Genomic DNA, 19233 nt, shown 5'->3' on the forward strand with positions numbered 1-19233 from the left:
CCGGTCAGCGGCTGCCGTCCAGGAGCACGCGCGCGACGAGGGCGGGGTCGTCGTTCATCGGCACGTGTCCGCATCCGGGCAGCCGTACCAGCCGTGCCCCGGGGACCGCCCGCTTGGCGCGGACGCCCTGGCGGCGCAGCAGCAGCCGGTCGCGGGTGCCCCACGCGACGGTGACGGGCAGCCCGGGGACGTCGTCCGTGAACAGCACCCGGCGCCCGGCGACCAGCGTCTGGCGGAAGCCGGTCGCCCCGCGCAGCGCGAGCGTCTCGGCGACCACGGCCTCCGGTGAACGCCGCCCGGGCCGGGCGTAGATGGTGCTGGTGAGCGCGGCCCGCCCGGCGGGCGACCGGGACAGCCACTCGATCATCGGCAGCGGCAGCGACTCGGCCCCCTGGCGCATGGCGAGCAGCGTCCCGAAGGCGTACCGGCGCTCGCTCTCCGTCCAGAAGCCGGCGGGCGACAGCGCGGTCACCGACCGTACGAGCTTGTCGCGGCCGAGCGCGAGGGCCAGCAGCCCGCCCAGCGAGTTGCCCGCCACGTGCGGACGGTCGAGGTCCAGGGCCTCGCACAGCGCGCCGAGCACCGGCACGACCGTGGCCAGGTCGTACGCGAACCCGTCGGGCAGCGCGGGGGAGGCGCCGAAGCCGGGCAGGTCGACGGCGACCACCTCGCGCTCGGCGGCCAGGATCTCCAGCACCGGCTGCCAGGCCTGCCAGTGGTGCCCTATGCCGTGGAGCAGCAGCAGCGGCTCCCCGTCGCCCATCCGCTCGTACTCCACCGTCACCGTGCCGGACCCGCGCGGGGACTCGACCGGGAAGGACACCTGTGCGGCCATGCTGCTGCTCCTGTCCCTGACTGGGCACGCCCTGTCTTAGACGCTTCGTCAGCAACAATTACCGCCCGGTAGGGCCGAGTTCAAGGGGCCGGGCCGTCCCGTGTCCGCCGCGTACCGCATGATGGGACGGTGGCAACCGACACAGACACAGAAGCCGGCCCGGACGCCGACGACACCACCCGTGTCTTCGAGGCGCACCGGTCCGTCCTGACGGGAGTGGCCTACCGGATGCTCGGCCGGGTCGCCGACGCCGAGGACGTGGTCCAGGAGGCCTGGCTGCGCTGGTCCGCCGCGGACCGCTCCGAGATCCGCGAGCCTCGCGCCTATCTCGTCCGGGTCACCACCCGGCTCGCCATCGACCGGCTCCGCCAGGTGCAGGCGCGCCGCGAGGCGTACGTCGGCCCCTGGCTGCCCGAACCGGTCCTCACCGACTTCGGCCCGACCGTCCCCGACACCGCCGAACACGCGGTGCTCGCCGACTCCGTGTCGCTCGCCGTCCTGGTCGTCCTCGAATCCCTCTCGCCGCTGGAACGGGCGGTGTTCGTCCTGCGCGAGGCGTTCGGCTTCCCGTACGCGGAGATCGCGGCCACCCTCGACCGGTCGGAGGCGGCCGTGCGGCAGCTCGCGGGCCGGGCCCGCCGCCATGTCGACGAGGGCAGGCCCCGGTACGACGTCGACCCCGACGAACGCCGCGACCTCACCGAGCGGTTCCTCGCCGCGGCCGCCGGGGGTGACCTGGACGGACTGCTCGCCCTGCTCGCGCCCGACGTGCGGCTCATCGGCGACAGCGGCGGCAAGGCCCAGGCGCCCCGGCGCGTCATGGAGACCGCCGACAAGATCGGCCGGTTCCTGTGCGCGGTCGCCGGCGATCCGGCCGCGTACGCCGAGCTCCGGGCCGTCGAGGTCAACGGCGGGCCGGCGCTGCTCGTACTCGCCGGCGGGAAGCCCGACTCGCTGATTCAGGTGGATGTGGTGGACGGCCGCATCCAGTGCATCTATATCGTGAGAAATCCGGATAAGCTAGCCGCATTGGTGTCGTAACCGGCACCCATGGGCGCCACCAGGCCCCGCGTCCCCTCTCCCGGGCGCGGGGCCTTCGTCGTCACCCCGCGGTGTACGCGAACAGCCTGTGAACGCTCTGCGACAAGGCTCGACCCCGCTCCGTAACCGGCCGACGATTGGTCTTGACCAAGGGTGGGTGCCGCCTTATGGTCGCAGGGATAGTGCAGGAACCTTTAATAAACAAGGCACGGAAAGCCGCCGGGAGTCCGGCGATTGCGGAGGATCAGGGTGGGGACCACGCAACTGGAATCGGTGCCGGAGCCCAAGTACTGGCACTTGAAGACCGTGATCGGCGAAGCACTGGACACCGAATTCTCGGTGGGGGAGATCCTGCCCAACGAACGTGAACTGGCCGCCCGTTTCGGCGTCGCCCGTGCCACGCTCCGTCAGGCGCTCGAACAGCTCGAACTGGAGGGCCGCCTCCAGCGCCGCCGCGGTGTCGGCACCACCGTCGCACCGCCCCGCATGGGAGTGGACGTCTCCACCGCTCAGGCGCAGTGGCCCGGCGCCGGCGAGGAGACCTGGCAGCCCGTCGACTGCGCCCTCGCCGCCCCGCCCGCCGCCGTGGCCCGCCTCCTCGACCTGGACCAGGGCGCCGACGAGCCGGTGCACACCGTGCGCCGCCTCCGTATGACGCACGGTCAGGCCGTCGCCGCCGAGCAGCTCTACGTCCCCGCCGCCTCCGTACCGGAACTCACCGGCATCGACGCCCCCTCCGGCCCGGCCCGCGCCCGCGCCGTCCTGCGCGAACTCCAGCGGCTCGCCCTGGAGGGCCAGGACCGCGCCGTGGAGCTCGGCTCCGCCCGCGCGGACGACGCCAAGGAGCTCGACCGGCTGCCCGGCGCCCCCGTCCTCGTCGTCACCACCCGCTACCTGTCCGACGGGCGCACCGCCGCCGTCTCCGTCGCCACCTACCGCGCCGACACCTGCCGGCTCACCTTCGGCGACGCGGGAGACTTCGGCATCGCGTCCTGAACCACGCCTGTCACGGCCCGTCGCTCAGCGGCGGGCCGTCACCGTTCCCTCCACCGCGAACAACTGCTCCTCCACATGGTCGAGCGCCAGCCGCAGCGCACCCGTCGCCACCGCCGCCTCACCCAGCAGCGACAGCGCCACCCGGGGCGGCCGCAGACAGAACCGTGCCAGCTCCTCCCGCAGCGGCTGGAGTACGCCGTCGAGGCCGGCCGCCCAGCCGCCGACCACCACCAGCTCCGGATCGAGCGCCAGCACCAGCGCCGCCACGTCGTGCACCAGCCGCTGGATGAACCGGTCCACCGCGGCCCGGGCCCGCGCGTCGCCCTCCCGGGCCAGCGCGAACACCTCCGCCACCGCCTGCTCGTCCAGCGGGTGCAGCGGCTCGTCCGTGGTCGACAGCAGCGTCTCCGGCGTCGCCCCCTGCCCCAGCAGGTGCAGCGCGCCGATCTCCCCGGCCGCCCCGCCGAACCCCCGGTGCAGCCGCCCGCCGATCAGCGACCCGGCGCCCGGACTCAGCCCGGCCAGAACGAAGACGATGTCGTCCGAATCGGTCGCCGCGCCCTTCCACTGCTCGGCCACGGCCGCCGCGTTCGCGTCGTTCTCGACCAGCACCGGACACCGGAACGACCGCCGCAGCCGCTCGCCCAGCGCCAGACCCGTCCAGCCCGGCAGCGCCGTACCCAGCCGGATCGTGCCGTCCGCCTCCACGATCCCGGGCGTCCCGACACCCACCGCCCGCAGACTGCCGCGCGCCACACCGGTGCGCCGCAGCACGTCGGCGACCACCGCCCGCACCCGCTCCAGGCGCTCGTCCGCCGACGCCGTCTCCGACACCTCCCGGGACCCGGCGCCGATGATCCGCCCGTCCAGCCCCGACAGCAGCGCGGCCACCCGGTGCGGCCCGATCTCGACACCCAGCAGGTGCCCCGCCTCCGCCCGGAACCGGAACCGCCGCGCCGGCCGCCCCTGGCGCCGCGCCTCGCCCTCCTCGGGCGCCGCCTCGACCACCAGGCCGTTGCCGATGAGCCCCTCGACCACACCCTCGACGGTCGGCCGGGACAGCCCCGTGATCCGGGTCAGGTCGGTGAGCGTGCGCGCGTCGGCGTCCCGCAGCGCATGGAGTACCACCGCGGAATTGATCCGCCGCAGCAGCGACGGATCCCCGCCGGTCAGCCGGCCCACCGTGTGTCCTCCCAGCTAGAACGCAATGTCTGCCGGATGGTACTCAATGACCCGGCCGAGCCGTCAGGCCCCTCGCCGGGGGCGCCCGCCGCGCACTCCCCGGGACCGGGCGCTCACCCGGGCGCGACGAACCCCGACTCGTACGCCGCGATCACCGCCTGCGTACGGTCACGGGCCCCCAGCTTCGCCAGCACGGCGCTGACGTGGGACTTGACCGTCTCGGTGCCGACGACCAGCTCGGCGGCGATCTCCGCGTTCGACATGCCCCGCGCCATCAGCCGCAGCACCGCCGACTCCCGCTCCGTCAGCGCCGCCCGCTCCAGCGCGGCCCGCGCGGTGCGGTTGCCGTACGTCGCCGCCAGCGACCGCACCCCCGAGGGGAAAAGCAGCGACTCGCCCTCCGCCACCAGCCGTACCGCGTGGACGATCTCCGTCGGCCGGGCCCGCTTCAGCAGGAACCCGTCCGCACCCGCGCGCAGCGCCCCGTACACGTACTCGTCGTTCTCGAAGGTCGTCACCACCAGGATCTTCGGCGGCTCGGGCACCGCACGCAGCACCAGCCGCGTCGCCTCGATGCCGTCGAGCAGCGGCATCCGCACATCCATCGCCACCACGTCCGGCCGCAGTTGACGCACCAGCGGAAGGACGGCCGCCCCGTCGGCGGCCTCCCCGACCACCTCGATGTCGGGCTGCGCCCCCAGGACGGCGCGCAGACCCTCGCGCACCAGAGGCTCGTCGTCGACCAGCAGAACCGTGATGGGCATCGGACCAGCCTAGGCCGCCGCCCCGTCCGGGCCGTCCGGCGGGAGGCTCACGCACACCCGCCACTCGCCCTCGAACGGTCCCGTGAACGCCTTCCCGCCCAGCAGCGCCGCCCGCTCCCGGATCCCGCGCAGACCGCTGCCGCCCTCCCAACGGGCGGAGCCCGCGACCGGATTGGTCACTTCGATGTCGAGCCACCCCTCCGACACCGCGATCCGCACCCTCACCGGCACCCTTCCCGCGTGCCGCAGCACATTGGTCAGCGCCTCCTGGAGAATGCGGTAGCCCTCCCGGGACACCGGTCCCGGCACCTGCTCCACCGGGCCCGACACCTCCGCCATGACGTCCGCGCCCGAGGCGCGCGCCGACTCCAGAAGCCGTTCCGCCTCCACCAGCGACGGGCGCGTGCCCGGGGCGTGCCCGGGCTCGCGCAGCGCCTTCAGGACCCGCTCCAGGTCCTCCAGCGCGCCGCGGCCCGTCTCCTCCACCACCGCCAGCGCCCGCTGCGTGAACTCCGGGTCCCGCGCCGCCCGTGCCGCGCCCGCCTGCACGACGGCCACCGTCAGCGCGTGCCCGATCGAGTCGTGCAGCTCACGCGCGATGCGGTTGCCCTCCAGCAGCCGCTCGGTGCGCTCCTCCAGAGCGGCCAGCCGCTCCGCCGCCGACGGCCCCAGCAACCGCCCCGCCACCCTGGTGATCAGCTCGCCCAGGCCGACGACCACTGCCAGAAGGGCGACCAGGGGCAGCACGGCGAGCGGTCCGTACACCCAGTCGCCCGGAGCACCGCCGCCCGCCGCGGCCAGCAGGTCGTAGGTCAGCATCAGCAGCCGGACCGTGGCCACCATCGTCACGACGGCGGCGACCAGCCGCACCCCCAGCCACAGGACCGTGCGCCCCCGCTGCTCCCAGGTGTCGGACGGCGCGGCCGTCACTCGCGCGTCCGGCCCCAGCAGCAACTGCGCCTGCACACCCTCCGCCAGCCGCACCCACGCGACCAGCCCCGCCGGCAGCACCAGCAGCACCGGCACCCACGGCGAGTCGACGCTGATGTACATCCACACCGCGTAGACCAGGGACGGCAGGCACAGGTGCAACCAGCGCGTATAGGTGACCCGTCGGGTCAAGAGGCGGAGGACTCGGCGCATGACGGCCATCGTGCCAGTGCCCCCGGGGCGGGCGGCTCCCCCGTGCGGGGGAGACGAGAGCCCCCCGAGGGGGAGGTCACGCCCCCGGTACGACGGCCAGGCTCGAGGGCATGACCAGCATCGACGTCCACGCACTCACCAAGCACTACGGCGGCCGCCGCGCCGTCGACGGCCTCACCTTCAGCGTCCTGCCCGGCCGCGTCACCGGCTTCCTCGGCCCCAACGGCGCCGGCAAGTCCACCACTCTGCGCCTCGTGCTGGGCCTGGCCCGCCCCACGTCCGGCACCGCCCTGGTCGGCGGCCGCCCCTACCGCACCCTCGCCGAGCCGCTGCGCCGGGTCGGCGCCCTGCTCGACCCGCAGGCCGCCCACGGCTCCCGCACCGCCCGGGGCCACCTGCGGGTGATCGCCGCCGGCAACCGCATCCCGGCGCGCCGGGCCGACGAGGTCCTGGAGGAGGCGGGTCTCGGCGCGGTCGCCGGCCGCCGCATCGCGACGTACTCGCTCGGCATGCGCCAGCGCCTCGGCATCGCCACCGCCCTTCTGGGCGATCCGGACGTGCTGATCCTCGACGAGCCGTCCAACGGCCTCGACCCGGAAGGCATCGTCTGGGTCCGCGAGACGATGTGCCGCCTCGCCCGCGAGGGCCGCACGGTCCTGGTCTCCAGCCACCTCATGAACGAGACCGCCACCTTCGCCGACCACCTCGTCGTGCTGGGGCGCGGCAGGCTGCTCGCGGACACTCCCATGAAGGACTTCCTCGACGAACGCAGCAGGCCGCGCGCCCGCGTGCGCACCCCCGAACCGGACCGCCTGCGCACCGCCCTCGCCGCTGCCGGGCTCGGTGCCGCGACCCCTTCGGACGACGGCCGGCTGACCGTCGACGGCGCGAAGGCCGAGGACATCGGGGCCCTCGCCGCCCGCGAGGGCATCCCCGTCCAGGAGCTGTCCGACGAACGCGTCTCGCTGGAACAGGCGTACCTCGAGCTGACCGCCACCGAGGCCGACTTCACGACCACCCGCCAGGAGGCCTGACCATGCGTACCGCTGCCGTCCTCCACTCCGAGTGGCTCAAGATCCGCACCATGCGCTCGCTCATGGCGGCCCTGATCGCCGTGTTCGCGGTCACCGCCGGGATCACCGTCCTCGTCAACGCCCTCACGGGGGCCGACGAAGCGGGACAGACCGGTGACGACCCGCTCTTCGCCGCCTTCTTCGGCCTCAACTTCGGCCAGGTCGCCGCCATCGCCTTCGGCACGCTGGCGGTCTCCTCCGAGTACGTGAACGGTGCCCTGCGGGTCTCCCTCGCCGCCGTCCCCGACCGGACACGCTTCTACGCCGCCAAGGCGGCCGTCGTCGGCTCCCTGGTCCTGCTGGTGGGTGTGGTGACCGGCTTCGTCACCTTCCTGGGCGGGCAGGCGTTCGTGGGGGAGCGGGCCCTCGGGCTCGGCGACCCCGGCGCGGTGCGCGCCTGCGTCGGCAGCGGCCTCTACCTGGCGCTGATGGCCCTGTTCGCGGCGGGCCTGGCGGCCGTGCTGCGCAGCGGCACCGCCGTCCTGAGCGTTCTGGTCCCGTTCGTCCTGATCGTGTCGTTCGTGGTCGGGGACGTCGCCTCTGGCGTGGCGGACTACCTGCCGGACCAGGCGGGGCAGTTGGTGGTCCACCAGGACACGCCTGGCATCGGCCCCTGGACGGGGCTCGCGGTGACGGCGGGCTGGGCGGCGGCCGCGCTGCTGGCGGGCTGGTTCGCCGTACGCCGCAGGGACGCGTGAAGGCATGCGGGCCGGGGGCCTGACGGAACGCCAATTGTCAGTGGTGGCCGCTTTACTGGAGCCATGACCACCGCACGGCATCTGGCGACCATCGATCGGCTGCGCTCCCGCCCCTTCCCCGGGGAGTTCGGCAGAACGGACGTGGGCTACAGCGGCGTCGGTTACCACATCGCCGAGCTGGCGACGAGCGAGGACTTCTGGGAGGACGACGGCACACGGCGCGAGATCGTCGAGGACCAGTACGACGCGGAGCGCGACGCGCTCGCGATGCTGCTCACCGCCCGCTGGGGCGAACCGCAGGTGTTCAGCCTCTGGTCGGTGTTCGACCGGGGCATGGCGGGCGAGGAGATACCCGACCCCTGGGACGCCCTCAGCCAGTCCGTCCCCGACGTCCACCTCTGGCGGGCGGACGGGCGGTGGATAGCCCTGGGCGTCTCGCACTGGGACAAGGAGCTGCCGTTCCAGCTCGTCACCGCCGTCACGGAGATAGACCCGCCCTAGGTCCCGCTCCTACGACTCCTCGGCGGCGGCGCGCAGCCGGGCGAATTCCTCCGCCATCGTCTCCAGCGTCCAGTGCGCGTTCAGGCCGCTGGGGTTGGGAAGCGCCCAGATCCGGGTGTCGCCGATCATCCGCTCCTGTGGGCCTATCCGCGCCTTGGGGTCGTGGAAGGCCGTGCGGTACGCGGTGACACCCGCCACCGCCAGCCAGCGCGGCCGCAGCCGCGCCACCTTGAGGGCGAGCAGCCGGCCGCCCTCGCGGAACTCCTCGGCGCTCAGCTCGTCGGCGCGCGCACTGGCCCGCGCGACGACATTGGTGATGCCGAGCCCGTACGTCAGCAGCTCGTCCTGCTCGGACGGCTTCAACTGCCGCGGGGTGAAACCGGACCGGTGCAGCACGGGCCAGAAGCGGTTGCCGGGCCGGGCGAAGTGGTGGCCCGTCGCGGCCGACATCAGGCCCGGGTTGATGCCGCAGAACAGCACGGACAGACCGCCCGCGATCACATCGGGCACGATGCGGTCGCGAGCGGCCTGGAGTTCCTGGGGAGTCATACGGGTCGTGTGCCCCGCGTCAGAGGATCGCACCGGGGACGTAACCGGCGGCCTCCGGGTGCTGCTTGGCGATCTCCTCGATCCGGGCGACCACCACACCGACCTGGTCGGCGGCGGCACCCGTGAACGAGAGCTTGTCCGCCATCGCCGCGTCCAACTGCTCGCGGTCCAGCGGGATACGGTCGTCGGCGGCGAGCTTGTCGAGGAGCTCGTTGCGCTCGGCGCCCTGCTCGCGCATGGCCAGCGCCGACGCCACCGCGTTCTCCTTGATGGCCTCGTGCGCGACCTCGCGGCCCACCCCGGCGCGCACCGACGCCATCAGCACCTTGGTGGTCGCCAGGAACGGCAGGTAGCGGTCCAGCTCGCGGGCGACGACCGCCGGGAACGCGCCGAACTCGTCGAGCACCGTCAGGAACGTCTCCAGCAGCCCGTCGAGCGCGAAGAACGCGTCGGGCAGCGCCACCCGGCGGACCACGGAGCAGGACACGTCGCCCTCGTTCCACTGGTCGCCCGCCAGCTCGCCGGTCATCGACGCGTAGCCGCGCAGGATGACCATCAGGCCGTTGACGCGCTCGCAGGAGCGGGTGTTCATCTTGTGCGGCATCGCCGAGGAGCCGACCTGGCCGGGCTTGAAGCCCTCGGTGACCAGCTCGTGCCCGGCCATCAGCCGGACCGTCTTGGCCAGCGACGACGGCGCGGCGGCGAGCTGCACCAGCGCGGTGACGACCTCGTAGTCGAGGGAGCGCGGGTAGACCTGGCCGACCGAGGTGAAGGCGTGCGCGAAGCCCAGGTGCGCGGCGATCCGCTGCTCCAGCTCCGCGAGCTTCGCCGCGTCCCCGCCCAGCAGGTCCAGCATGTCCTGCGCCGTGCCGACCGGGCCCTTGATGCCGCGCAGCGGGTAGCGGCCCAGCAGCTCCTCCAGCCGCGCGTACGCCACCAGCAGCTCGTCCGCCGCGGTCGCGAACCGCTTGCCGAGCGTCGTGGCCTGGGCGGCGACATTGTGCGAGCGCCCCGCCATCACCAGCTCGCCGTACTCGCCCGCCAGCTTGCCCAGCCGGGCCAGCACCGCCACCGTGCGGTCGCGCATCAGCTCCAGGGAGAGCCGGATCTGGAGCTGCTCGACGTTCTCGGTGAGGTCGCGGGACGTCATGCCCTTGTGGACCTGCTCGTGGCCCGCGAGCGCGTTGAACTCCTCGATCCGCGCCTTCACGTCATGGCGCGTGACCTTCTCGCGCTCGGCGATCGACGCCAGGTCGACCTGGTCGAGCACCCGCTCGTAGTCGGCGAGCGCGGCGTCCGGCACCTCGATCCCGAGGTCCTTCTGGGCGCGCAGCACGGCGAGCCACAGCCGGCGCTCCAGCTTCACCTTCTGCTCGGGGGACCAGAGGACGGCGAGCTCCGCGGAGGCGTAGCGGCCGGCCAGGACATTGGGGATGCGGGGCTTGGCAGTCACGTGACCAGAGTTTACCCGGCGCACATAGAGGATCTGTCACGCACGTGGCGTGCGGAAAACTGCTGGTCATCCTGCCCTTGGGTGACCCTCTGAGCGCTGTTCTGTGAGATAGGCGTGAGACGTCCGTCGTAGCAACAAACGAAGGCCCCGCCGGACATCCGGCGGGGCCTCTTGCTGTGCTCTCACCTCAGTCGAGGTCGTACTCGGACGACAGCTCACGGCCGGCACCGAGGTAGTCGACGGCGTATTCGGTCGGCTCGCCGTTCTGGTCCCAGTAGTGATTGATCACGACGACGGTCGGTGTGCCCGCCTCGACTTCCAGCAGTCCGGCGACGTCCTCGGGCACCTCTCGGAGCGCCACCGTGTCCCGGCGGCGAGTCACCCGCCGCCCGGTGCGCTCCTCAATCAGCCCGAACGTCATCCTGGGGAGAGGCGCGACCTCAAGGAACTCCGGCGCCTGGTCGGCAATCGCGCCGGACACCCACGTCGTGGACACCGTGACGACGCCCGCGCTGTCGAGGTACCGTCGCCGGCGCCGTGCAACCTCGGCGCCGGCCTCCAGGCCGAGGGCGTCGGCGACTTCCTGGGACGCCTCTTGCCTCACGGCGTCGAGGATCTCAACACGCTCATCGTCTCCGAGCGTGGCCCCGCCCGCCTGCAGCTTGGCGAGACGGTCGGCACCCGCGGTGAGCGTCTTGCGTTCGATCACGATCGTGCCGACGCCCGGCACTGATTCCGCGTAGCCCTCGGCACGGAGGACGGCAGCGACACGAGCGGCAGTCGCCGTGCTCACCCCCTCCGTCTGCATGATCTTGCTCACGGACGGGACGTGGTCGCCAGGACGGAGTTCCCCACTGTCGATCTGCGCCATGATCTGGGCAGCGATGCGCTGATAGGGAGCCATCGGCCGCCGATTCGAGGACATCTAAAACTCTCCTGTTCTTGAGTACTTTAGAAGAGTCCTTGACTTCGGGGGGACTCTAGAACAGTCTAGAGGTACGCAGTTCCCGCGACTACGCAGGAACAAGACGTGAGCCCCGGCGGGGTGATCACGACGTTGCAGCGCCGTGTCCGCCAGGGCTCCGCATCCTTCGAGATCTGGAGTCTCACAGATGCACGTTGAGCTTATCTCGCATGCCCAGACGGAGACGCCTCCGGGCAGTCCGCTCCGCGTCAAGGACATCGCCATCGCGCTCCGGGTGGACCCCTCCACGGTCTACGCCGAGATCAAGTCGGGGCGGCTGCCGTCGTATCGCGTTGGCCAGGGCCGCGGCACCATCCGTGTCTCCCGCGCCGCCTTCACGCAGTACCTCGCCGACCGCGGCATCCCCGCCGCAGAGCTGGCGGTGACGCTGTGAGCACCACCGTACCCAAGAACGTCAAGCCCTCTGGAGGGCTGGTCGAGCCGTTCCTGGCGGGTATCCCCACGCAGCCGGCGGCCGCGTCGGTCGAGACGCTGAAGCCCCGCTCCTGGTCGTTCGTCGACCGCGCCACCGGCAAGCGCCAGACCGTGACGTGCATGCCGGGCTGTGTCGCCGACCACAGCGGCGACATGGCGTCGCCCACCTTCCGCGACGACATCTGGTGCTACCAGGAGCCCGAGAGCCTGACGCTGCCGATCAACGTCAACGGCGAGCCAGAGGAGTTCCGGGTTCTCGGGGTGATGGTTAACGTCAACCCGTTCGACCGGCAGGTGTCCCAGCGTCTCCCGCACGCGGACGTCGAGGTGGTCGACGACCACTGGATCGAGGGCCTCGACCCGGACGGCCTGGAGACGGTCATCAACTCCCTCGCCCAGCGGCTGGACAGGCTCCGTGGGGTACAGGCCGAGCTGGTCGCCCTCCGCGCCGAGTACCGCAAGCAGGCCCAGGCGTGAGCGCCCGCACCGTGACCATCCCGACGATGGACCACGGCGACGTGACGATCCCCTGCCCGGCCTGGTGCACGCAGCAGTACCACCAGGATGGCGGGGCCCGGGTCGACATCACGCACACCGGCAAGGATGTGCCGCTGTACGTGCCGACGCCTGAGGGCAAGTCGCCTCTGCTGTCGCTGATGCTGGAGCAGCGGCCGTTCACGAACATGGACCCCGGCCGGGACGTGTTCGTGTCGGTGGAGCTGCTGGCGGGCCCTCACCCCATGGGCTCGGCGGCGCTGGACGCCCTGGCCGCAGCCCTCGTGGAGAACGCCTCCCAGGTCCGCGCGATGGCCCGCCGCCTCGCCGTCCTGGAAGCCACCCGGTGAGCTCCCGATGGCCTGTACGCCGCCCGACCGAGCACGCCGCCATCCGTGCGGCGGGCCGGTCGGCCCGGCCCCTGCCTTCTATTCCTGCCCTGATGGCCGCGCTCCTCGAGGCGAGTGAGCGCCGGGACCGTGAGGGCGTCTGCCTGGCCGCGCACCTGGTGGTGCGTGTCGCCGAAGGAGTTGACGAGTGATGAAGGACTTCAACCCCACCAGGGCCCTGGCCATCGGGGCCGGTGCTGTCATCATCGCGCTGACGGGCGCCGCGTTCTGGCTGTCCTACGCGCATCTCGCGGAGGTGGCCTTGGGCCACGGGCTCGGCCAGGCCCCGGCGCGTGCATGGGCGTGGCCGGCCACCCTGGACCTGTTCATCGTCGCGGGTGAACTGCTGATGCTTCGGGCCGCGCTGGCGCGGCGGGTCGACCCGTGGGCGATCGGGTTGACGGCCGCCGGGTCGGTCGGCTCGATCGTCCTGAACGTGGCCGGGGTGACCGGCACCCGCGACCCGGGCGCCGTGCCGCTGCTGGATTACGTGGTAGCTGCCGTGCCGCCCACGGCCGCCCTGCTGGCGTTCGGCGCGCTGATGCGGCAGATCCACCAGGCCCTCGCTGGGCAGGAGAGCGTTGATCACGTTCGCGCTGCTGCGGAAGTGACCGTGGAACGGGCCGACGAGGTGACCATTGATCGCTCTGCGGATGACCGCAAGGCGATCACCGCGATGGTCACCCCGCCGGTCATCTGCTCGGGACCCTCAGGGCTGATGCCGTTGCCGCTGCCCGTGAACAAGAGGGCCAGCATCGAGCCGCGCAAGGTGGTCGTCCCGGAGGTCACCGCGGTCGACCCGTGGGCGGACAAGTTCCCCTTCCAGACGACCATCGGGAATCCGCCCGCCAAGGCGCCTGCGGTACCAGCGGCGGAGGCCCGGCAGGTGGTCACCGCGCCGATCGTCCTCACGCCGACTGAGCTGCGGCAACGCGCTCGGCGGCTGCACCGGAGGCTGGTCAAGTCGGGGGAGCGGGGCGTGACCATCGACAGGCTGCGCGAGGAGTTCGGACTGTCCCGTCGCGAGGCGACGGACCTGCGCCGTGACGTGCTCCTCGCCGAGATGATGACGGGTGGTCAGAGTGAGTGACCTGGAGAAGGCCGCCCGGGAAGCGGTCGAGGCAGCCGACAACACGGCGATGGTGCAGCAGATCGCCGCGATCCTCGCCGCGCAGCAGCTCCTCGCCCAGCAGCAGGCCGCGCCGGTGCCGGCGCCCCGGCAGGACTTCGATGCCCGCAAGTGGCTGGTGATCGGCGGCGTGGTCGTCTCCGTCGGCATGGTCAGCGCCCTGTTCGCCGTGGCCGTGGCCATCGGCGCCGTGTGCGCCACGGCCTGCCTGCTGGTTCTGCGCGGCATGTGGACGGACTACCAGAAGGGCAAGGGCTGACGGTCCCTCCGTCCCCCGCAGCACACCTGTGGGGGAGCGGTGGGGCCGGACAGTCCAGCCCCTGGAGAGGAACCCATGGACCCGAACTACCAGGACCGCCAGTTCATGGCGAGCGAAGCCGTCTACGCCCAGATCGAGCAGGGCCAGGTCCAGGACGTGCAGGCCGCCCTCATGGACGCCCACCTCCAGGCGTCGGGTGACGACGAGTGAGCGGCGAGCCGAAGCTGACCAGCAGCGAGAAGGCGAAAGTCGCCTGGTACGTGGCCCGCATGTGCAAGCGCGGGCTGGCTGGTGACGACGTCGACCAGCGTGACCTGCAACGGAAGATCGACCGCGTCATCGAGGGCGCGGAGAAGCGAGGACGGAAGCACAGCTAGCTACGCCACGGGGCGGCCGTCTCCCGGCCAAGGATCGCCGGCCGCCCCGTGCCCGGTCCCGTAACGAAATGCGTAACGAAAACCAGGAGGAACCATCATGACGGAAGTCCTGGACCGGCCCGTCAACGGGCATCCGGTCGTCAAGGTGAACCTGCTCAAGCCGACTAACCCGACCCCGGCCGTCGAGGAGCCGCAGCCGGTCGACGTCGTCGAGGCCGTCGACCGCGACGACAACCCGCTCGCCGACTGGCTGACCGTGCCGGACGCGCCCGTACTGCCCGCCTGGGCCCGCACCCCGGCCCGGATCAAGGCCAACGCCAAGGCCCTGGGACGCCTGTGCTGGTGGAACACCCGCTACCACGGCATCCGGGTCCCCAAGTACGCCGTCAAGACGGTGTGGCTGGCCTCCCGCGGCTTCTTCCGCGCTTGCCGCGGCCTGTGGCCGGTGCTGTCCTGCCAGGACCACACCCGCACGGTGAAGGCCCTGGCCGCCCAAGTGAAGGCCAAGCCCGAGGACGCCGAGCTCGCGCTGCGGCACCAGATGGCGCACCGGGCTCGTACCGAGTCGCGCCGCTGGCGCTGGGGCGCTGCCGCCGGCGCGGTCGCCGCCGCAGCCCTGGGCGCCTACCTCGCCCCGCCGATGCTCCAGTTGGGTGCCGCCGCAGCCACCGCGCTTCCCCTTGCCCACCTGGGACGCGGCAAGGAAGCCACCCTGCTCGACCACGCCGCACCGCCCATCCGGGTCGACATGAACGCCCAGCAGCTCAACGACGCGCTGCGCGCCTCCGGCCTCCTGAAAAGCGGCAAGGGAGACGACGACGGACCGAAGGTCTCCTGTGTCATGGGCCCGGTCCGCGACGGCCACGGCTGGGCGGTCATCTTCGATCTGCCGAAGGGCGGCGGCAAGACTGCTGTCGACGTCCTGGCGAAGCGCACCACCATCGCCGCCGAACTCGGCGTAGACGAGATCCAGGTCGTCATGTCACGCGTCCGCGCTGCTCAGGGCGGCAACGCGTCGCGGGTGTCGATGTGGGTCGCGGACGACGATCCCTACCTGGCCGACCCTGTGCCGTCCCCGCTGGCGAAGATGGAGCGGTTCTCCATCTGGGACCCGATCCCGTTCGGGCAGGACGCGCGCGGCAACCGCGTCGCGGTGCCCGTGGTGTGGCAGTCGATGTTCTTCGGGGGGCTGCCCCGGCGCGGTAAGACGTTCACCCAGCGGCTGCTCACGGCGGCCGGCCTGCTCGACCCTTACGTGCGGCACTACGTCGCCGACTTCAAGGGCGGCCAGGACTGGATGCAGATGCGGCAGGTCGCGCACCGCCTGGTCGTCGGCGCCGAGGACGACGCCATCGAGGCGTTCAAGGCGATGCTGCAAGAGCTCCTCACGGAGATGGAACGCCGCTTCGCGATCCTCCGTGAGCTGCCGACCAGCATCTGCCCGGAGGGCAAGCTGACCCCGGCGATCGTCGAGAAGTACAACATGCCGTTCATCTTCTTCACCGTCGATGAGCTGCAGGAAGCGTTCATCGCGATCGGCGACGAGAAGGAGCGCAAGGCCGTCATTGACGACATGGCGCGCATCGCCCGCCGCGGCCCGGCCGCCGGGTTCATCTCCAACTACGCCTCCCAGCGACCGGACGCCGAGTCGGTGCCGACGAAGCTGCGGGAGATCATCACCATCCGGGCGTGTACGCAGGTCACCGACCAGACGTCGTCCGACATGGTGCTCGGAAAGGGAAAGGCGTCCATGGGCGCTGACGCGTCGGTTCTGTCCGAGGACCACAAGGGCGTCGTCGTCCTGGTCACCGGCCCCGCCTCGTTCGCCACGGTCAAGAACGACCTGCTCACCACCGCCGAGTTCAACGCGCTGTGCGCCAAGGGCCGCGCCATGCGCAAGGCGGTTGGGCAGCTCACGGGGGATGCAGCCGGCGACGTCGTCGCGGAGGCAGCCGAGCACGGGCACCGCATCCCGGCCGTCATCTCCGACGTGCTGGAGTGCATGCAGCACTCCCCGCGCATGTTCACCCGCGACCTGCTGCAGCGGCTCGTCAACCTTGATGAGGACACCTACGGCGACTGGGACGCGGAGAAGTTGGCCAAGGAACTCGAGGGTGCGGGCGTCAACCGCACCAGCAAGCAAGTGAAGATCAACGGAGAGAACGGCGCCGGGTACCAGCGTCGCGACATCGAGGGGGCGATCCCCTTCACCGGGTAGAGGGGAACCCCGCTACCAAGTCGCTGGCAAGCGAAGCTTGTTGACCCCTTCGGGGTGATCGCTAGAAGCCAGCGAAGTAGCGGGGGCCCTTTACCCCGGTAGCAGGGGCGGTAAGGCCCGCTGACCTGCAAGGTAAGGCAGGTAGAGGGGTGCATCCGAAGCCTTCCGGCCCACTTACGGGCGGGGATCTGAGCACCGCCCGGCACCTGACCGGCCCGCCTGTGGAGCGGGCGCGCACCCATCCGTCAGCCGAACACCCCTACCGGTATCGGCTTCCCTGTAGTAGGGTTATCCGCCAAATAGAACACCGAGTTCTAGCCCCCAGGGGTGCAGCCAGGCCGCAACGGCCTGGCAGCCGAACGGCGATGCACAGGCAAGGGCGAACGGCGGAAACTGGCTAGACCGCAACGGCAGCCAGGGACCCCCGCAACGGGAAGCCGAGACGACTGAGACCGAAGACCGGTCAGTCGTGCTCGGCGTTCGTGTTTTCAGGAGACACATCCCGATGGCTCGGTACTTCTCCGGCCGCCGCCTCCGCGAATCCCGCAAGGCCGCAGGCATCTCCATCGAACGACTCGCCATCAGCATCGATCGGTCCGCCTACTCCATCCAGGAGTACGAGCGAGGCCGCGTAACCCCTCCCACCACCGTCCTCGCAGCCATCGCTGACGCCCTCGGCCGACAGGTGGACGACCTTCTCGTGGAGGAGGAAGTCCATGCCGCTTAAGAAGCAGGCATCCATGGGCCAGCCGACGCTCTCCGAGATTCGCAAGTGGCCGGCCACTGTGCCGGTTCCTCAGGCCGCAACTGCGATTGGCTGCAGCCCCAGCTACCTCCGCGAGCGCATCAAGCGTGGCGAGTCGCCCGTCAAGACGATCCCCCTCGGAACCCGGCACGTCGTCATCACAGCCGACCTTGTCCGGCTTCTCTCCGGGGAGCCCAGCGGCGTCGACGAGAACGACCCGGAGGCGGCATGAGCCCCAAAGCCAGCGGCCCCCAGGTGCAGCAATCACCTGGGGACCGAGAAGACTCCGCGGCGGGCGGTTCGTCTGCGTCCACTGTGTCACACGACGGGCCGCACATCGACCCCGGCGACGTCGTCCAGCTCTGGGCCGACGCCCGCGGCCTGTTCTTCGCTGGCGTCTTCCCCCCATACGCCAGCCCGGCATGGCTCGACCTCGAGCCCGACGACCCCAAGCGGCTCGCCGCCGCCCTCGACGCTGCGGAGAAGTGGCGCAAGTACGGCGACGAAGAAGCACTCATCCAGTGGTTCACCGACTGCATGCGAGCACGGCCGCCGCTCGCCGAAGCCGTCGAAACGGCCCGGCGCGCTGCCGCCTACGTGCCGCCTCCGCCGCATCGGTTGCAGGCCACCACTGGCTGGCCGCCCATCCGCGTACCCGGCACCGACAAGTGGCGCCACCTCATCGACGGCCGCCAGATCGACCTTCCCCACAACCGCACCCGCACCTACCGCGAAGGGGGGGCCGCTGCGTGACCCTTCCCGACATGTGGCCAGAGGACTGGGCCCGCGGTCCAGCCCTCGCGCTCGCGCCGAGCCCCGTGAAGGAGCCGGTGCAGGAAGCCGTCGCCCCCGTGTTCAAGCAGGGTGGTTCGTACTTCCAGGACGTGCCCGCCACTCCGCCGGCAGTCTGGGGGCAAGGCAGCGAAGTCCTGTGGGCGGAGGGGGAGGCCCTTCTCCTCGCCGCTCCCCAGGGCGTCGGCAAGACGACCCTCGCCCACCAGATCATCAGAGCGCGCATCGGCTTGCAGGACACGGTCCTTGGTTACCCGGTGGCAACCGGGAAGCGCGTTCTTCTGCTGGCGATGGACCGGCCGTCACAGACGCGGCGGGCGGGTCACCGCATCTTCGCCTACGACGACCCGGCCATCCTGAACGACCGGCTGGTCGTCTGGGAGGGCCCTCCACCGTTCGACCTGGCCCAGCAGCCCAGCGTCTTGGCCGCCATGTGCGACAAGGCGGGCGCTGACACGGTCGTCATCGACTCGCTGAAGGATGCGGCCGTAGGTCTCTCCGACGACCAAGTCGGCGCCGGGTACAACCGGGCCCGGCAGATGGCAATCCGGCAGGGCGTCCAGGTGCTGGAGCTGCACCACCTGGTCAAGCGGGGCCCGAACGGTGCCGCGCCGAACACGATGGCGGACATCTACGGCTCCGTGTGGATCACCTCGGGCGCCGGGTCCATCGTCCTGCTGTGGGGCGAGGCCGGCGACCCGGTCGTGAACCTCCGGCACCTGAAGCAGCCGATGGACGAGATCGGGCCGCTACATCTGACCCACGACCACGCGGCCGGGGTAACCAGCGTCACGCAGACGGCCGACCTGACCGAGATGGCCCGGGTAGCCGGACCGGAAGGGCTGACCGCCCTGAAGGCCGCCGAGGCGCTGTTCGAGACGAAGAACCCCACCAGGGCACAGAAAGAGAAGGCGCGGCGGAAGCTCGAACGGCACGTCACCCTCGGCGAGATGACTCGAGTCGAACCCGGGTTCCCGGGTGGTTCCGCGTCCTACTTTCCGATGACTCAGGGGCTCACGTGAGGTGCACGGGAGGGTGCACGCACCGATTTGGGCGTGCACCCCGCACGGTCTACACGAGGGGTGCACGCTCGCCGTAAAACCCCTGATCACAGGTGCACGCACAGGTGCACGCGGGTGCACGCCGCCTAGGTGCACGTTTCCACCCCCCTCTTTAAGGGGGTGGAACGTGCGCC

24 protein-coding genes are annotated in these 19233 nt (G+C 71.4%); 17 read left to right on the forward strand and 7 right to left on the reverse strand.

The window, feature by feature from the left end; genetic code table 11:
- Positions 1 to 4: 4 nt before the first annotated feature.
- A complete protein-coding gene (locus AB0J57_RS04925; RefSeq protein WP_366126551.1) occupies positions 5 to 835 on the reverse strand; it encodes an alpha/beta fold hydrolase in 831 nt (276 codons plus the stop codon).
- Positions 836 to 964: 129 nt separating this feature from the next.
- Between AB0J57_RS04925 and AB0J57_RS04930 the strand changes: the two genes are divergently transcribed.
- Together AB0J57_RS04930 and AB0J57_RS04935 are read left to right on the forward strand one after the other, a co-directional pair.
- Complete coding sequence (locus AB0J57_RS04930) at positions 965 to 1876, forward strand: RNA polymerase sigma-70 factor (RefSeq protein ID WP_366126552.1); 912 nt, start codon at positions 965 to 967, stop codon at positions 1874 to 1876.
- 249 nt (positions 1877 to 2125) lie between these two features.
- Positions 2126 to 2872, forward strand: coding sequence for a GntR family transcriptional regulator (locus AB0J57_RS04935; protein ID WP_366126553.1), 747 nt, complete (start codon positions 2126 to 2128; stop codon positions 2870 to 2872).
- A gap of 24 nt (positions 2873 to 2896) precedes the next feature.
- Here AB0J57_RS04935 and AB0J57_RS04940 read toward each other — a convergent pair whose 3' ends face one another.
- From AB0J57_RS04940 to AB0J57_RS04950, 3 genes are all read right to left on the reverse strand, one after another.
- A complete protein-coding gene (locus AB0J57_RS04940; RefSeq protein ID WP_366126554.1) occupies positions 2897 to 4054 on the reverse strand; it encodes an ROK family transcriptional regulator in 1158 nt (385 codons plus the stop codon).
- 113 nt (positions 4055 to 4167) lie between these two features.
- Positions 4168 to 4818 carry a response regulator transcription factor gene (locus AB0J57_RS04945; RefSeq protein WP_366126555.1) on the reverse strand — a complete coding sequence of 217 codons (651 nt, stop codon included), beginning with the start codon at positions 4816 to 4818 and terminating at the stop codon, positions 4168 to 4170.
- A gap of 9 nt (positions 4819 to 4827) precedes the next feature.
- Positions 4828 to 5961 (reverse strand): histidine kinase, encoded by a 1134-nt coding sequence (locus tag AB0J57_RS04950; protein WP_366126556.1) that lies wholly within the window; start codon positions 5959 to 5961, stop codon positions 4828 to 4830.
- Between the two features lie 110 nt (positions 5962 to 6071).
- Between AB0J57_RS04950 and AB0J57_RS04955 the strand changes: the two genes are divergently transcribed.
- The 3 genes from AB0J57_RS04955 (at position 6072) to AB0J57_RS04965 (ending at position 8233) form a co-directional block, all read left to right on the forward strand.
- Entirely contained in the window at positions 6072 to 6995 is a 924-nt protein-coding gene (locus AB0J57_RS04955; RefSeq protein ID WP_366126557.1) for an ATP-binding cassette domain-containing protein, read from the forward strand.
- Between the two features lie 2 nt (positions 6996 to 6997).
- On the forward strand, positions 6998 to 7732 hold the full coding sequence (locus tag AB0J57_RS04960; RefSeq protein WP_366126558.1) for an ABC transporter permease: 735 nt from the start codon (positions 6998 to 7000) through the stop codon (positions 7730 to 7732).
- Between the two features lie 63 nt (positions 7733 to 7795).
- The gene (locus AB0J57_RS04965) at positions 7796 to 8233 is read left to right on the forward strand and encodes a hypothetical protein (protein ID WP_366126559.1); all 438 of its coding nucleotides are present in this window, start codon (positions 7796 to 7798) and stop codon (positions 8231 to 8233) included.
- A gap of 9 nt (positions 8234 to 8242) precedes the next feature.
- On the opposite strand, the gene mug is transcribed toward AB0J57_RS04965, so the two are convergent.
- From mug to AB0J57_RS04980, 3 genes are all read right to left on the reverse strand, one after another.
- Positions 8243 to 8782 carry a G/U mismatch-specific DNA glycosylase gene (mug, locus tag AB0J57_RS04970; protein ID WP_366126560.1) on the reverse strand — a complete coding sequence of 180 codons (540 nt, stop codon included), beginning with the start codon at positions 8780 to 8782 and terminating at the stop codon, positions 8243 to 8245.
- Between the two features lie 19 nt (positions 8783 to 8801).
- Positions 8802 to 10235, reverse strand: coding sequence for an adenylosuccinate lyase (gene purB / locus AB0J57_RS04975; RefSeq protein WP_366126561.1), 1434 nt, complete (start codon positions 10233 to 10235; stop codon positions 8802 to 8804).
- A gap of 187 nt (positions 10236 to 10422) precedes the next feature.
- The gene (locus tag AB0J57_RS04980; RefSeq protein WP_366126562.1) at positions 10423 to 11160 is read right to left on the reverse strand and encodes a GntR family transcriptional regulator; all 738 of its coding nucleotides are present in this window, start codon (positions 11158 to 11160) and stop codon (positions 10423 to 10425) included.
- 187 nt (positions 11161 to 11347) lie between these two features.
- On the opposite strand from AB0J57_RS04980, the gene AB0J57_RS04985 reads away from it, so the two are divergent.
- The 12 genes from AB0J57_RS04985 (at position 11348) to AB0J57_RS05040 (ending at position 19060) form a co-directional block, all read left to right on the forward strand.
- Positions 11348 to 11593 (forward strand): helix-turn-helix domain-containing protein, encoded by a 246-nt coding sequence (locus tag AB0J57_RS04985; protein WP_366126563.1) that lies wholly within the window; start codon positions 11348 to 11350, stop codon positions 11591 to 11593.
- Positions 11590 to 12111 (forward strand): hypothetical protein, encoded by a 522-nt coding sequence (locus tag AB0J57_RS04990; RefSeq protein ID WP_366126564.1) that lies wholly within the window; start codon positions 11590 to 11592, stop codon positions 12109 to 12111. Before AB0J57_RS04985 ends, AB0J57_RS04990 begins: the two co-directional genes overlap by 4 nt.
- Positions 12108 to 12479, forward strand: a complete 372-nt coding sequence (locus AB0J57_RS04995) for a hypothetical protein (protein ID WP_366126565.1) — start codon at positions 12108 to 12110, stop codon at positions 12477 to 12479. The genes AB0J57_RS04990 and AB0J57_RS04995 overlap by 4 nt, the downstream gene beginning before the upstream one ends.
- A 190-nt stretch (positions 12480 to 12669) precedes the next feature.
- Positions 12670 to 13608, forward strand: a complete 939-nt coding sequence (locus AB0J57_RS05000) for a DUF2637 domain-containing protein (RefSeq protein WP_366126566.1) — start codon at positions 12670 to 12672, stop codon at positions 13606 to 13608.
- The gene (locus tag AB0J57_RS05005) at positions 13601 to 13906 is read left to right on the forward strand and encodes a hypothetical protein (RefSeq protein WP_366126567.1); all 306 of its coding nucleotides are present in this window, start codon (positions 13601 to 13603) and stop codon (positions 13904 to 13906) included. The genes AB0J57_RS05000 and AB0J57_RS05005 overlap by 8 nt, the downstream gene beginning before the upstream one ends.
- 75 nt (positions 13907 to 13981) lie before the next feature.
- On the forward strand, positions 13982 to 14116 hold the full coding sequence (locus tag AB0J57_RS05010) for a hypothetical protein (RefSeq protein ID WP_366126568.1): 135 nt from the start codon (positions 13982 to 13984) through the stop codon (positions 14114 to 14116).
- Complete coding sequence (locus tag AB0J57_RS05015; protein WP_366126569.1) at positions 14113 to 14283, forward strand: DUF6257 family protein; 171 nt, start codon at positions 14113 to 14115, stop codon at positions 14281 to 14283. The genes AB0J57_RS05010 and AB0J57_RS05015 overlap by 4 nt, the downstream gene beginning before the upstream one ends.
- Before the next feature lie 97 nt (positions 14284 to 14380).
- Positions 14381 to 16501 (forward strand): cell division protein FtsK, encoded by a 2121-nt coding sequence (locus AB0J57_RS05020; RefSeq protein WP_366126570.1) that lies wholly within the window; start codon positions 14381 to 14383, stop codon positions 16499 to 16501.
- A 505-nt stretch (positions 16502 to 17006) separates the two neighbouring features.
- Positions 17007 to 17228, forward strand: coding sequence for a helix-turn-helix transcriptional regulator (locus AB0J57_RS05025; protein ID WP_366126571.1), 222 nt, complete (start codon positions 17007 to 17009; stop codon positions 17226 to 17228).
- Positions 17218 to 17478, forward strand: a complete 261-nt coding sequence (locus AB0J57_RS05030) for a DNA-binding protein (RefSeq protein ID WP_366126572.1) — start codon at positions 17218 to 17220, stop codon at positions 17476 to 17478. The genes AB0J57_RS05025 and AB0J57_RS05030 overlap by 11 nt, the downstream gene beginning before the upstream one ends.
- An 83-nt stretch (positions 17479 to 17561) precedes the next feature.
- On the forward strand, positions 17562 to 17999 hold the full coding sequence (locus AB0J57_RS05035; protein ID WP_366126573.1) for a hypothetical protein: 438 nt from the start codon (positions 17562 to 17564) through the stop codon (positions 17997 to 17999).
- Between the two features lie 11 nt (positions 18000 to 18010).
- Positions 18011 to 19060 carry an AAA family ATPase gene (locus tag AB0J57_RS05040; protein ID WP_366126574.1) on the forward strand — a complete coding sequence of 350 codons (1050 nt, stop codon included), beginning with the start codon at positions 18011 to 18013 and terminating at the stop codon, positions 19058 to 19060.
- Positions 19061 to 19233 lie beyond the last annotated feature (173 nt).

The organism is Streptomyces sp. NPDC049837 (assembly GCF_040674455.1).
Classification (GTDB): Bacteria; Actinomycetota; Actinomycetes; order Streptomycetales; family Streptomycetaceae; genus Streptomyces.

Coding starts and splice junctions, on each gene's coding strand:
- AB0J57_RS04925 (WP_366126551.1), bottom strand. CDS start 835: ATGGCCGCACAGGTGTCCTTCCCGGTCGAGTCCCCGCGCGGGTCCGGC.
- AB0J57_RS04945 (WP_366126555.1), bottom strand. CDS start 4,818: ATGCCCATCACGGTTCTGCTGGTCGACGACGAGCCTCTGGTGCGCGAG.
- AB0J57_RS04950 (WP_366126556.1), bottom strand. CDS start 5,961: ATGCGCCGAGTCCTCCGCCTCTTGACCCGACGGGTCACCTATACGCGC.
- AB0J57_RS04955 (WP_366126557.1), top strand. CDS start 6,072: ATGACCAGCATCGACGTCCACGCACTCACCAAGCACTACGGCGGCCGC.
- AB0J57_RS04960 (WP_366126558.1), top strand. CDS start 6,998: ATGCGTACCGCTGCCGTCCTCCACTCCGAGTGGCTCAAGATCCGCACC.
- AB0J57_RS04965 (WP_366126559.1), top strand. CDS start 7,796: ATGACCACCGCACGGCATCTGGCGACCATCGATCGGCTGCGCTCCCGC.
- mug (WP_366126560.1), bottom strand. CDS start 8,782: ATGACTCCCCAGGAACTCCAGGCCGCTCGCGACCGCATCGTGCCCGAT.
- AB0J57_RS04980 (WP_366126562.1), bottom strand. CDS start 11,160: ATGTCCTCGAATCGGCGGCCGATGGCTCCCTATCAGCGCATCGCTGCC.
- AB0J57_RS04985 (WP_366126563.1), top strand. CDS start 11,348: ATGCACGTTGAGCTTATCTCGCATGCCCAGACGGAGACGCCTCCGGGC.
- AB0J57_RS05000 (WP_366126566.1), top strand. CDS start 12,670: ATGAAGGACTTCAACCCCACCAGGGCCCTGGCCATCGGGGCCGGTGCT.
- AB0J57_RS05010 (WP_366126568.1), top strand. CDS start 13,982: ATGGACCCGAACTACCAGGACCGCCAGTTCATGGCGAGCGAAGCCGTC.
- AB0J57_RS05020 (WP_366126570.1), top strand. CDS start 14,381: ATGACGGAAGTCCTGGACCGGCCCGTCAACGGGCATCCGGTCGTCAAG.
- AB0J57_RS05025 (WP_366126571.1), top strand. CDS start 17,007: ATGGCTCGGTACTTCTCCGGCCGCCGCCTCCGCGAATCCCGCAAGGCC.
- AB0J57_RS05030 (WP_366126572.1), top strand. CDS start 17,218: ATGCCGCTTAAGAAGCAGGCATCCATGGGCCAGCCGACGCTCTCCGAG.
- AB0J57_RS05040 (WP_366126574.1), top strand. CDS start 18,011: ATGTGGCCAGAGGACTGGGCCCGCGGTCCAGCCCTCGCGCTCGCGCCG.